Source organism: Myxococcus sp. AB056, from assembly GCF_006547365.1.
GTDB lineage: Bacteria > Myxococcota > Myxococcia > Myxococcales > Myxococcaceae > Myxococcus > Myxococcus virescens.
The window spans coordinates 134113-146422 of the sequence record NZ_VHLB01000011.1 but is presented as its reverse complement, the minus strand read 5'-3'; the positions used below and the strand labels follow the sequence as shown (position 1 = coordinate 146422).

10 protein-coding genes are annotated in these 12310 nt (G+C 70.5%); 8 read left to right on the top strand and 2 right to left on the bottom strand.

The window, feature by feature from the left end; genetic code table 11:
- The 6 genes from FMP39_RS07855 to FMP39_RS07830 all read left to right on the top strand — a co-directional run.
- A partial coding sequence (locus FMP39_RS07855) for a DNA-3-methyladenine glycosylase (RefSeq protein WP_141589341.1) occupies positions 1–423 on the top strand: 423 nt, incomplete at its 5' end.
- 35 nt (positions 424–458) lie between these two features.
- Positions 459–1073, top strand: a complete 615-nt coding sequence (locus FMP39_RS07850; protein WP_090488437.1) for an RNA polymerase sigma factor — start codon at positions 459–461, stop codon at positions 1071–1073.
- Positions 1070–1378 carry an anti-sigma factor gene (locus FMP39_RS07845; protein ID WP_225888203.1) on the top strand — a complete coding sequence of 103 codons (309 nt, stop codon included), beginning with the start codon at positions 1070–1072 and terminating at the stop codon, positions 1376–1378. The genes FMP39_RS07850 and FMP39_RS07845 overlap by 4 nt, the downstream gene beginning before the upstream one ends.
- The gene (locus FMP39_RS07840; RefSeq protein WP_090488439.1) at positions 1375–2451 is read left to right on the top strand and encodes a radical SAM protein; all 1077 of its coding nucleotides are present in this window, start codon (positions 1375–1377) and stop codon (positions 2449–2451) included. The genes FMP39_RS07845 and FMP39_RS07840 overlap by 4 nt, the downstream gene beginning before the upstream one ends.
- Positions 2452–2576: 125 nt before the next feature.
- Positions 2577–3197, top strand: a complete 621-nt coding sequence (locus FMP39_RS07835; protein WP_141589340.1) for a DedA family protein — start codon at positions 2577–2579, stop codon at positions 3195–3197.
- A 68-nt stretch (positions 3198–3265) separates the two neighbouring features.
- Entirely contained in the window at positions 3266–5422 is a 2157-nt protein-coding gene (locus FMP39_RS07830; protein WP_141589339.1) for a hypothetical protein, read from the top strand.
- Between the two features lie 36 nt (positions 5423–5458).
- Here the strand turns inward: FMP39_RS07830 and FMP39_RS07825 are convergent, their stop codons facing one another.
- Complete coding sequence (locus FMP39_RS07825; protein WP_141589338.1) at positions 5459–8605, bottom strand: ABC transporter substrate-binding protein; 3147 nt, start codon at positions 8603–8605, stop codon at positions 5459–5461.
- A 62-nt stretch (positions 8606–8667) separates the two neighbouring features.
- On the opposite strand from FMP39_RS07825, the gene FMP39_RS07820 reads away from it, so the two are divergent.
- Positions 8668–9693 carry a lasso peptide biosynthesis protein gene (locus tag FMP39_RS07820; protein ID WP_141589337.1) on the top strand — a complete coding sequence of 342 codons (1026 nt, stop codon included), beginning with the start codon at positions 8668–8670 and terminating at the stop codon, positions 9691–9693.
- Between the two features lie 9 nt (positions 9694–9702).
- On the opposite strand, the gene FMP39_RS07815 is transcribed toward FMP39_RS07820, so the two are convergent.
- Positions 9703–10728 carry an arginine N-succinyltransferase gene (locus FMP39_RS07815; RefSeq protein ID WP_141589336.1) on the bottom strand — a complete coding sequence of 342 codons (1026 nt, stop codon included), beginning with the start codon at positions 10726–10728 and terminating at the stop codon, positions 9703–9705.
- A 256-nt stretch (positions 10729–10984) separates the two neighbouring features.
- Between FMP39_RS07815 and FMP39_RS07810 the strand changes: the two genes are divergently transcribed.
- Positions 10985–12133 carry a heparin lyase I family protein gene (locus FMP39_RS07810; protein ID WP_141589335.1) on the top strand — a complete coding sequence of 383 codons (1149 nt, stop codon included), beginning with the start codon at positions 10985–10987 and terminating at the stop codon, positions 12131–12133.
- Positions 12134–12310: the final 177 nt, after the last annotated feature.

Here is a 12310-nt window from a genome sequence, read left to right as displayed (position 1 = left end):
GCCAAGGGGCTCACCCCTCGCACCGAGGTCATGTTCGGACCGGCCGGCGTGGCGTACGTCTATCTGATTTATGGCATGCACCACTGTTTCAACGTGGTGACGGATGCCACGGGGGTGGGCGCGGCGGTGCTGGTGCGGGCGGTGGAGCCGGTGGAGGGCCTGCTCTTGGGGACGCGCACGGACGGGCCGGGCCGCTTGTGCAAGGCGCTGGGCCTCACCCGGGCGCACAACCGGCGGGGCCTGTGCACGCCCACGCTGCACCTGCGACCCGGGACGCCTGTTCCCGAGTCAGCCGTGTCCCGGGGGCCTCGGATTGGCGTGGATTACGCCGGGACCTGGGCCGCCGAACCCTTCCGGTTGTGGGTCCGGGACAGTCAACATGTCAGCAAGGGGCCGCCACCGGGGCGCCGCAAGCCCGCTTGACGGCGGGCTTTCTGGCTGGTTGGGTGCGCCCCGCCATGTCCGACGAGGCCGTCATGGGCGAGGACCGTCAGCTCCTCGCTCGCGCACAGGATGGGGATGTTTCCGCCTTCGAGGCCCTGGTGGATGCCCACCGGGACAAGGTGTATGGCCTGGCGCTCCGGATGACCCGTTCGGAGGCCGATGCGGCCGAAATCACCCAGGACACCTTCCTGTCCGCCTACCAACACCTGAAGGATTTCCGGGGGGATGCGGCCTTCGGTTCCTGGGTGCACCGCATCGCCGCCAACCATGCGCTCATGCGCCTGCGCCACCGCCGCGTGGCCCAGGCAGCCGAGCAGGAGCTCCAGGGCCCGGAGTTCACCGAGCGGGGCTCCCTGGCGGAGTATCCCCAGACGGATTGGAGCCGGGACGCCGAGGAGAAGGCCCTGGACGCCGAGCTGGGCTCCGCCATCCAGCAAGCCTCGGACCGCCTGCCCGAGGGGTACCGGGAGGTCTTCCTCTTGAAAGACGTGGAGGGCCTCAGTTACGAACAGATTGCAGAGGCGACGGGGGACTCCATCCCCGCCATCAAGAGCCGGTTGCACCGGGCACGGCTCGCGCTCCGTGAAGCCATCGACGCTTTCTACAACCGGGATAGCCGCGAGTTGTGAAACGCGACGAAGCGCTCGGCATCATCGAGAGGAACGAGGGCGCGCCGCAGCCAGCCGAGGTTCGGATGTACAACTGCAAAGATTCCATCAACCTCCTGCTGCAATTCCTCGACGGAGAGATGTCTCCCGAGGACACACAGCACTTACGTGAGCACCTGCGCGGATGCAGTCCCTGTGTGGACTTCCTGCGCACCTACCGGGCCACACCCGGGCTGTGCAAGAAGGCGCTGGCGGCGAAGATGCCGAAGGAAGTCTCCGAGAAGCTCACCGAGTTCCTTCGCTCCAAAATCAAGTCCGCCTCGTGAACCTGAAGTCATTGTCGTTGCAGGAGCTGGAGGCCGCGCTCGCGCCGCTCTCCCCGTCGCCCGCCGCCGTCCGCAAGGTGTTCGCGGCCGTCTTCGCCCACGGCGCGCAGTCCGTGGAGGAGGTCGCTTCGGCCCGTCAGGTGCCGCGCCGCGTGGGAGACCACCTGCGTGCCCACGCGGAGATGCCGAAGCTGGCAATCGTCGAGCGCCGCCGCGCGGACGACGGCTTCGTGAAGTACCTCTTCGACTCGCCGCTGGGCGGACGTATCGAAGCGGTCCGCATCCCCATCTTCGATGAGAAGTACGTCATCTGCGTCTCCAGCCAGGTGGGCTGTGCGCTGGCGTGCGACTTCTGCATGACGGGGAAGTTGGGCTTCAAAAGGAACCTCCAGACCTGGGAGATATTGGACCAGGTGCTCCAGGTCCGGGAGGAAGCGGACCGGCCGGTGCGCGGCGTCGTCTTCATGGGGATGGGGGAGCCGCTGCTCAACTACAAGGAGACGCTGCGGGCTGCGGACATCCTGCGGCACCCGGCGGGGTTCTCCATCGCGGGCGAGGCGATTACCTTCTCCACGGCGGGCCATGTGCCGGCGATCCGCCGCTACGTGCGGGAGGGGCATCCGTACCGGCTGGCCTTCTCCGTGACGAGCGCCATCGCGGAGAAGCGGGCGAAGGTGCTGCCGATTGAGAAGACGCACCCGCTGCCGGAGCTCATCGCCGCCATCCGCGAGTACAGCGAGGTGCGGCGCGAGCGGGCGATGATCGCCTATGTCGCCATCAGCGGCTTCAACATGGGCCGCGAGGACGCGGAGGCGCTGAAGGCCGCCTTCGAGGGCATCCGCATCAAGGTGGACCTCATCGACGTGACGGACCCCACCGGGAAGTACTTGCCGCCCACGCCCGAGGAGCTGAGCGCGTTCCGCGACCACCTCCAGATTCTCAAGTCGCCGGTGGCGCGTCGGTACTCCGGTGGCAAGGAGATTGGCGCGGCGTGTGGCACGCTGGCGGCCACGCAGTACGGCGGCACGGTCATGCCGCGGCCCGCCGAGGCGCCTCCGTCCACGACGCCATGACGCGGGCCCCGCGTGGGCCCCGGGGATGTTCACCGCTGGCGGGGCCAGGACGGAAGCACCTTTCGTGTTGGCGGCTTCCGACTTAAATCCGACGGAGCACGGCTCGCCGGAGGTCGCACGCTCGGATGGTGGAATTCATCGACCAGCTCATCTCGGCCCTGGGACCCCTGGGCCTGCTCGTGCTGGGGCTGGCGGCGATGCTGGAGTACGTCGTGCCGCCCTTTCCCGGAGACACCATCACCCTGCTGGGGGGCGTGTACGCGGTGCGGGGTTCGCAGCCGTGGATGCTCGTCTTCCTGGTGGTGACGGTGGGCAGCGTGGCGGGCGCGGCCATCAACTACGCGGTGGGGCACTGGCTGGCGAAGCGCTTCGACGCCCACCCGGAGCGCAGCTTCTTCGGCATCACCCATGCGCGGCTGGAACAGGTTCAAGCGCGCATGCGCGTGAATGGGCCGTGGCTGCTGCTGGTGAATCGTTTCCTGCCGGGCATCCGGGGCCTCATCTTCGTCGCCGCGGGCGCCTCTCGCATGCCGCGCTTCAACGCGCTGGCGCTGGGCGCGGTGTCCGCCATGGCGCATACCGGGCTGGTGCTGGGGCTGGGCGCGGCGGTGGGCGGCAATCTGGAGCGGCTGACGGCGCTCGTCACCCGGTACCAGTACGCGGTGGTGGGACTGGTCGTCATTGGCGCCATTGGCGTGGGCATCCGGATGTTGGCCCGGCGCCGTGCCCCCGCGCCGGGGCCTTGAGTTCGTCTCAGGACGGCGCCTTCGCGTTGCATTGCAGGGGCGCGCGGCCCCGCGCTTGAGTCGCGGGCATGCATCCGCAGGCGCGTTCCTGGAGTCCATGGTTGGTGGCGCTCATGCTCGCCGTGGGCGGGTGCCAGTCGGGGGACTCCGGGACGGGAGGCTCGCGTCAGGGGTTCCGGCCCCGGGATGCGGTGGTGGACTTCGGGCGTGTGCTGGAGGGGACGCAGGCGCGCCGCGCGGTGACGGTGCTGGCCACGGGCCGTGTGGGCCTGACGGTGACGGCATCCGTGGAGGCGCCCTTCGCCGTGGTGACGTCCGAGGTGAGCGTCTCTGGCGGCGGCGCGACTGAAGTGGAGGTCGTCTTCACCGCGGGGCATGGGCCGTCGGAGGGGATGCTGCTGCTGTCAGCCGCGGGGCTGACGGAGTCCGTTCGCCTCACGGGCCTGGGCATCCGGCCCACGCCGTGTCCGGAGCGCCCCTGCTTCGACGCCCGCTTCGACGTGGCCGCCGGGACGTGCGTGGAGACGCCGCTGGAGGAAGGCGCTGCGTGCACGCCGGAGAGCCGCTGTCAGGTGGATGGCCGCTGCCAGGCGAGCGTCTGTGTGGGCCAGCCGAGGACATGTGATGACAACAACCCGTGCACGGTGGATGCGTGTTCGCCCACGCGGGGGTGTGTGACGTCGCGGGTGGCGTGCCCCGCGCCGCAGAACCCCTGCAAGGTGGGGTTGTGCGACCGGGACGAGGGCTGCACGGCGGTGGACGCCGACGACTTCAGTCCTTGCGGCCCGGCGGACTGTCAGAAGGCGCGTCTGTGCTTCAGCGGCGCATGCCGGGAGGTGACGCCACCCGAGGGCTTCGTCTGCGCGCCCGCTACCGCCTGCCAGGGAGAAGGGACGTGCCAGGGCGGCGTGTGTCAGCGGCCGGACCCCGTCGAACTCGCGCCGGAGCTCAGCCTGGAGCTGGAAGGCGTGCCGGTGGCGGCGGACGGTGGGACGGTCTTGCTCGTCTCGGAGGACGCTCTCTACACCTCCGTGTGTGGCGGGGACGCGGGCTGCCAGTTGGTCGCGTACACGCGCTCTGGGCTGCTGCGGTACGCGTCTTCGTACCCGGATGGGGGCGCGCGGACGCTGCTGGCCGCGTCGGATGCGGGCGTGGTGGTCCATGCACCAGAGGGGCTCGAGGCCTATGCGCCGCGCGGCTCCGGTGCGCGCCTGTGGCAGGCCTCGTGGGCGTCGCTAGGGGCGGGCGAGGGCCTGCCGCTGGGAGGCGCAGCCGCGAGCCACATCGCACTCACGCACGAGGAGGACATCCTCGCGTACGTCGCGTGGCGGGCCGTGCCGGATGCCGGCGGCGTGGATGATGGAGGCACCGCGCCTGAATCCGCGAGGCTCATCTGGCTGTCGGGTCGCGAGGACGCTGGCACGTTGCTGGGCGCGTCACAGGTCGAAGCCTGGCGAGGAGAGGCGCGGCTGGGGCTGGACGTGCTGGGGACAGCCTATCTCTACACGGTGGATGGGCGGCTGGCGCGGGTGGAGGTGTCGCCAGGAGTGGCAGATGGAGGTGGGGGGACGGCGTTGAAGTTGAGCGCGCTGCTGGATGGCGGTGTTCCGGATGGCGGTGCGTCACTGGCCATCGCGGGTGGGCGGCTGCTGGTGGGAGCGCGAGCCTTTGTGCCGGAGGATGGCGGCGTGCCCGTCATGCTCTCCGAAGGGGGCGGTGGAGCCAGCGCGCGGGTGCCCATCGCGGAGCCGGCGCTCCTGGCCACGGCTGGCCAGCTCTTCGCACGGGCGTGTGCGCGCACGGACGGTGTTCCCTGCACGGCGCGGGAGGAGCGTGTCGTGCTTCGCGCCGTGGACCCGGAGTCCGGACACGTAATCTGGGAGGTGGATGCGCTTCCGGATGAGGTGGCACCGGGCACGGTGTACGAAGCCGCGTTGCTTCAAGGGGGGGCGGTGGCGGTGCTCGCTGACGCCGAACTGCCGGAGGGCCACCAGGCCTGGATACAGTTCTTTGCTCAAGGTGCCCGAGTCGGAAGCTGCCCGCTTCCCAGTCGCCCGCGGGTGGCGGGTGCCGCGTTCCTGGGGCAGCACCTGTATGTCGTCTTGAACCGCGATGGCGTGTGGCGGCTGGAGTCGTACGGCCTGGGGCGGGAGTTCACGACGGAAGACCGCGGCTGGCCGCAGCGCCATGGTGGCCCTTCGCGGATGAGAAACGAATCTCCGTGATGCCGGCGTCGCGCGCCACCCGTGCCTCGGGCTGTCTCAGGTGGCGGCGTTCGGGTCGACCCAGAGGTCTTCGAAGCGCACCTGGGGCGGCGTCTGGTGCAGCCGCAGGCTTTGGACCGCGGGGGTCGCGGCCGCGTGGGCGCGGTCGTGGTACAGCGGGATGAGGGGGCAGTCCTCCTGGAAGAGCTGCTCCGCGCGCAGATAGAGCTGACGGCGCAGCTCCGGGTCGATGGAGACGCGGGCCTCGGCGGTGAGGCGGTCCAGCTCCGGGTTCCGGTAGCCCATGGGGAACACCGTCTGGGCGTTGGAGTGGAGGAGGAAGTGCAGGAAGGTGTCCGGGTCCGGGTAGTCGGCCAGCCAGCGGTTGCGGAAGGCGGGGAGGCGGCCCTCGGTCACCTGGGCCGTGTATTCCTCGAGCGACATCTCCACGTAGCGCAGCTCCAGAAGCCCGGCCTGGAGCAGCGGGCGGAAGAGCACCGCGTCCTCCGCGGAGTGGTCATTGCCGGTGGGACGGTGGAGCGTCAGCCGCAGCCTGCGCAGGCCTGCCTCTCGCAGCAGCCGCTCGGCGAGGGCCACGTCCGGTACGGGCGCGGGCCCCATGTCCGCGTCATCTAGCAGCTCGGGTGGGGTCAGCGAGCGAGCCACGCGCGCGCCGGGGTGGAACTGGCTCACCATGGCCGGGATGTCCATGCCCGCGCGGAGTGCGCGGCGGACCCTCACGTCGTCGAAGGGCGCCTCCCGGTGGTTGAGCACCACGAAGGCGGTGGAGGGCGTGGTGCTCGCGGCAAGCTGGAAGGCCTCCAGGCCGGGCAGCTCCACATGCTCCGTGTCGAGGAACGACACCAGGTCCACCGCCCCCTGGCGCAGCAGCGCCACCGCCTCCTTGCGAGAACCGGCGAGCAGGAACTCTAGCCGGTCCACCATCGGTCCGCCCGGGCGCCAGTAAGAGGGGTTCCGCTCCAGCACCACGTGCTCGGGTTCCAGGGCGAGGAGCCGGAACGGCCCGGTGCCCACCAGCCTTCCGTTGGCGTCCGTCCGGGCCACCGCGGTGGCGGTGAGCGCCATCAACTGGAGGAAGAACGCCTTGGGCTCGCGGAGGCGAATCTCCAGCGTGTGGTCGTCCAGCACTTCCAGGCCGGACACGTCGCGCGCCATGCCAGCGGCGTACTCCGGCGCGCCCTCCACATCTTCCAAGAGGCTCCGGTCGGGCGAGCGGAGCGCCGGGTCCAGCAGCCGCTCCAGGTGGCGCTTCACGTCGCTCGCCGTCAGCAGCGTGCCGTCGTGGAAGGTGACGCCCCGGCGCAGATAGAAGCGGTAGCGGCGCGCGGAAGGGTCTGCGTCCCAGCGCTCGGCCAGGTCGGGCTCCAGCCCGCCGTCCTCTCTGCGCACCAGCGTGGAGAACACGCACGAGGTGAGCTCGGAGACCTGGTTCTCCACGCTGAAGAGCGGGTCCACCGCCTGGCGGTTCCGCAGCGACGCGGCCTGGTGCATGCCCACGCGCAGCGTCCCGCCGGAGTGGGGCGTGGGGAGCTTGAAGTGGTACACCTCCGCTTCCAGGCCCTCGGCTTCGTGGCCCAGTTGGTCCACCGTTCGCGTCAGCCCGTCGCCGATGCGGATGACCCGGCGTGCGTCCTCGCGCACCTGGGCGACTTCCTCGCGGATGGAGGCGTCGGCCTTGGTGAGCACCACGTTGGCGGAGCGCAGCTCCTCCAGGGCGGCGCTCAGCCGCACCACCGACTCGGAGAGGTCGCGCCCGGTGCGCGCCTGGGCCTCCGCCTTCTGCGAGGCGCCCTGGCCCACGCGGGCCATCTCCTGCGTCTGGCGCAGCAGCTCGCGCGCGTGGCCGGACTGTTCGATGGCCATGCGCGTGACGTTCTCCACTCGCAGGGCCACGCGGCGGCTGGCTTCAACGACTGTGGCACCCTGCGCCTCCAGCCGTTGCGTCTCCGCCACCGTGGCTTCAACGGCGGTGAAGGTGCGCTGGGTGATGGTGCGAATCTCCACCAGGGCCTCGGCGGCACGGTCGCCCAGGGCCACACCGGCGGTGGCCCGCTCGCGGCCTTCCTGCACCAGCGCCACCGCCGTCTGTACGGCGTCGCGCACGCCCGCCACCATGGCGCCGATTTCGCGGGTGGAGCGCGTGGTGCGCTCGGCCAGGTTGCGAATCTCGTTGGCCACCACGCCGAAGGGCCGCCCCTGCACGCCCGCCTGGGCCGCGATGATGGCGGCATTGAGGGCCAGCAGGTTGGTCTGGTCCGCAATCTCCTGGATGACGTCGACGATGCGGCCGATTTCCGTCGAGCGCGTGCCCAGCATCTCCATCAGCTCGGCGGCCTTCCGGACCGTCTCCTCCACCCGGTACATGCCCTTGACGCTGTCGCCCACCAGCACCTCGCCGCGCTCGGCGGTGGCCGTCACGGCGATGGCCAGCTGGTTCGTCTCATTGGCGCGGCGGCGCACGGAATCGATGCCGCCTTCCACGGCGGCGACGAAGTCCTCGGCCTCGCTGGCGAAGCGGCCCAGCTCGTCACCGGACGCGGCGATGTTGGCCATCCGCTCGGCCATGGCCTGCATCAGCGACGTGGTGTTGTGGGCGAAGGTGTTGACCTGGGCCAGCGAGTCCACCACCTGCTCCAGCCGCTCCGTCATCTCCAGCAGCGCGCCGGTGGTGTCGACGGCGAAGACCTCCAGTTGGTGTACCCGCTTGCCCGCCACCTGGAGGCTGCCGCCCATGCCGCTGACGGACTCCAGCGTGCGCTCCACCGCGCCGCCCTGCCGCCGCGCGGCCTCCAGCAGCATCCGGGCCTGCCCGCTCACGTCCGTGCTGGTGCGGTGCAGGTTGGCCGTCACCCGCTGCACCTGCGCCAGGGCGCGCCGCAGGGACAGGATGAGGCGGCGCACGTCCTCGTGGCCTTCATAGCGAGGCCCCACCGTGGTGGTGAGGTCGCCCTCCGCCAGCCGCGCCATCACCTGCCGGCGCACCCGCCGCCGCTGCGCCGCCCAGCGGAACCACGCGAGGTATCCCCCCGCGAGATAGAGCGCGGGCGTGGCGAGCAGCACCACCGCCCAGGTGGCATTCGGAAGCGGCGCCCCGGACACGGCTCGCAGCATCCCCCCCAGGAGGAGCGCGGAGACCAGCCCTGCCGCCAGGCCGAACGTGAACAGGTACCGTTTGGCGCCCATGAAGGAGTGGAACGCTACTCCGCCTTCTCGCGCCGGTCCTCAAAACGCCGCACACTGGGGCCGTGGCCACCCTGCTTGCCCTGCTGCTGCTGACGCTCCCGGTAAAGCCAGAGAACCCTGGTAGCGCAGGCGCGCCATCCGCGCCCCAGGCGGATTCCACGCGTTACGTCTTCGCCTGGCGCGGCGTGCCGGTCGGCACGGTGACGCTGAAGCTGGCGCCGGGCCGTTTTACCTACGTCAGCCAGCACCTGCACACCCGTGCCGGAAAGGCGGGAGCGCGCCGCCGGGAGCAGTCCCTGGAGGTGGATGCCCAGGGGCGGGTGCGTGGCTCGCCGGCGGTGCCGCAGGCGCTGTGGCTCTGGAAGGGCGTGCCCGCCGTGGGGTGTGTCGTGGGGCGGGAGGAGCTGACGGGCCGCGAGGGCCCGCACTGCGTCACCCGGGTGGAGGACCGGCGCGTGGAGGGAACGTTGTTGGGGACGGCCTTCCAGGCCCGCTATGGGGCGGACGGCCGGATGGAGGCGCTGGAGGTGGGCGACTCGCGCTTCACCGTGGCCGCGCCTGGGGAGCGGCTGCGCGCGCCTCCCGAGCTCTTCGCGGATGGGCTGCCCGTGGAGGGGGCCCGAGGCGCGCTGTCGCTGGAGCCGCCGCTCGACGTTCCAGCGCGGCTCGCGGGGCTGACGCCGTGGAGGGCGGCGGCGGCGCGGGCGCTGGCGGCCGAGGTCCACGCGGCCTTCCCGGAGAAGACGCCCGGTGGCGCGGACTGGAGCGAGGACGGCGAGGGCGAGGCGGGCGGGTGCCTGGCGCACGCGCTGCGCTTCGCGGCGGGGGCCCGTGCTCGGGGCGTGAAGGTGGCGCTGGTGCACGGGCTGCTGGTGGTGGACGGCGGGCCGGCGCGCCCCCACGCCTGGGTGCGCGTGGCGCTGGCAAAGGGCGGGACGCTGGATTTGGACCCGACGTCCCTGGACGAGGTGTCACCGCAGACGCACCTGCCCATCGCCCTGGCGGAGGCGCAGGGCCCCGCGCTGGAGGCGGGGGCGCGCTGGCTGTCGCTGCTGCGCGGGGCGCACCGGGTGGTGCGCCGGCCGTGAGGCAGTGCGTTACTCGAAGGGGATGATGGACACCTTCGCGCCGGCCTGGATGTCCAGGACCTCCTTGGCTCGTGCGGGCAGGAAGGCCTGGGTGTTCTCCAAGCGGGCCTGGCAGCGCACGGCGCGGAAGCGGTTGCGGCCGGAGTCACTCTCCGCCGCGACGAGGACGTCATCCCCCTCCAGGTCGAAGTCCTCCTCCGCCACCTTGAGCGTGCGGAACTTGCGCACGAGGGAGATGTCGGCGGTGTTGGCCTCGAAGTGGGGACCGCCGTCGAACGGGTCGATGCGCTCCATGTACCTGAAGCCGATGCGCTCCAGCATGCGCTGCACGCCGCGCGTCTGCGGGCCCACCTCGCCCAGGACCTTCTGCACGCGCGCGGGGAAGAGCGACGCGTAGATGTCCGAGGCGGGGAAGAGCTCCTTGATGAACTCCTTGTTCTGCCGGCTGAGGCGGTCCGCCTCCTGGTAGGTGAGGCCGGTGAACTTCTTGCCGCAGGCCTCCCACAAGAGGCTGCGGCCGTCCGGCAGCAGCGGCGGCAGCAGCTCCGCCAGCACGCGAGGGCGGAAGAGCCGCCGGTGCATGGCGATGAAGAGGAAGCGCCCGTAGGACAACTGCTTGCCGGGCTTGTCCGGCGTGGCGCGGTAGGGCGGGTCCACGACGAGGCCGCCCACCTCGGTGGGGCCCTCGTAGTTGTAGGCGATGGAGAGGACCTTGTGGCGAAGGTGACGGGAGAGGGACGCGGAGTAGTGCTCGCGCTCGCTCACCTCGTAATAGATGTGCGGAGCCTCATAGGTGCCGTGCTGCGCGATGATCATCGACGTGCCGATGATGAGGCTGTTGCGCACGTCTTCGAGCACGAAGAGGTACTCGCGCTCGAAGGGGTTCTTCACCTTGCCCGCGAAGCTCTTCACCGACGTGTCCACGATGGCCGACAGCGTTTCCTCGTTGTTCGGCAGGTTCACCGTGTTCAGCACGGCCGCGAGCCTTTTGAGCCCGGGCAGGTCGGTCTTCTGTACGTCACGCAGGACAAGCATGGGGACACTCGGGGCGCCCCCGGAACGGAGCGCCGGAAAGTGCGGACTATACCCCACACCTGCCGCCAGTCAGCTTGAAGGTTGACCGGCGTGTTGATGACGCGACGTGTTGCTGTCGGCTTGCCAGGACGCCCGGAGTGTGTCAGCCGCCCTGCGCTCGACGTGAAACATGGCGTGAAACATTCAAGGCCTTGCATGCCCGCCTGCCCACTTGCCGGCCCAGCGGGAAGGATTTCGCGGGGGAATGAAGCAGTGAATGGTTTGCGGTACCGTGTGCCGGTTGTTGCATTCCAAACCTTTGCGAGGATGTGTTTTGAGAGCCTTTATCCCCGGATGGCTTGTGATGTGGTGCGTCCCCGGGCTCGCCATGGCAGGCGTCGTGTGGCGGGGGGACTTCGAGACGGGGGACCGCTCGCAGTACTCCCGCGCGCAGATGGTGAACGCGGACCGGCTGCAGGTGGTGACGTCACCCGTGGCCGAGGGCAAATACGCGCTGAAGGCGACGGTGCATCAGGGCGACGACCCCATCAACGCCAGCGGGAATCGCAACGAGCTGGTCTACCTCAGCAACGAACCGGTGGGCTCGGAGTACTACTACCGCTGGAAGGTGATGTTCGCGAACGACTTCCCCAGCGCGGACACCTGGCAGCTCTTCACCCAGTGGCACCACGACGGATGCTGTGGTTCGCCGCCGGTGGAGTTCTACGTGAAGGGGGAGGAAATCCGGCTGTCGCTCCCCGGCACCAGCGAGATTCCGTGGCGCACGAAGCTCACCCGAGGCGTGTGGCACGAGTTCATCCTGCACGCGAAGTGGTCGTCCGACCCGAAGGTGGGCTTCGTCGAGCTGTGGCACAACAAGGAGCTCGTGCTGCCCAAGCGCGGCGCGATGACGATGTACTCGGGGCAGCGCAACTACCTGAAGCTCGGCCTCTACCGGAGTGACACCGTGAAGCCGGTGGGCGTCGTCTACCATGATGGTTTCATCCAGGCGACGGCGCTGTCGGACGTGCTCGAGCAGAAGCCGGAGCCGCCACCCGTGGACGCGGGGACGCCGATTGACGCGGGGACGCCCATGGACGCGGGCTCGCCCGAGGACGCGGGGACGCCGATGGATGCGGGCTCGCCCATGGACGCCGGCTCGCCCGAGGACGCGGGCAGCGTGGACCCGGACCCAGTGGACGCGGGTGGGGCGGAGGAGCCAGGGCCGCAGCCGGAGGCGGACGCGGGGACGCCAGCCTGGGACGCGGGCACGGAGCCTGGGCCGAACGTGCCCCCGGCCGGAGGCATCTCCTCGGATGAGGGCGCCGCGGCACAGTCGGGGTGCAGCAGCACCGGTGGCTCCGCGGCGGCCTTCGCGCTGTTGGGGCTGATGGGCCTGGCCGGCTACCGCCGCCGCAAGGGCTGAGCCTTCCGGGGCGCGCGGGCCCTCGGGCTCGCGCGCCATCGTGGGGAAAAGTGAGGGACGCGGCGCGCTCCATGTGTCCGGAGCGCTCGCACCCACGGGTGAGGTCGGCTCGCCCGGGAAGGTCCGTCCGGCTCCGAAGCGGTGCGCCGCTCTCGTTCGAGCCATGAACCCGACGTG

Excerpts from the sequence above, each read along its gene's own strand:
- FMP39_RS07850 (WP_090488437.1), top strand. The coding sequence starts at position 459 with ATGTCCGACGAGGCCGTCATGGGCGAGGACCGTCAGCTCCTCGCTCGC.
- FMP39_RS07835 (WP_141589340.1), top strand. The coding sequence starts at position 2,577 with ATGGTGGAATTCATCGACCAGCTCATCTCGGCCCTGGGACCCCTGGGC.
- FMP39_RS07830 (WP_141589339.1), top strand. The coding sequence starts at position 3,266 with ATGCATCCGCAGGCGCGTTCCTGGAGTCCATGGTTGGTGGCGCTCATG.
- FMP39_RS07825 (WP_141589338.1), bottom strand. The coding sequence starts at position 8,605 with ATGGGCGCCAAACGGTACCTGTTCACGTTCGGCCTGGCGGCAGGGCTG.
- FMP39_RS07815 (WP_141589336.1), bottom strand. The coding sequence starts at position 10,728 with ATGCTTGTCCTGCGTGACGTACAGAAGACCGACCTGCCCGGGCTCAAA.
- FMP39_RS07810 (WP_141589335.1), top strand. The coding sequence starts at position 10,985 with ATGGTTTGCGGTACCGTGTGCCGGTTGTTGCATTCCAAACCTTTGCGA.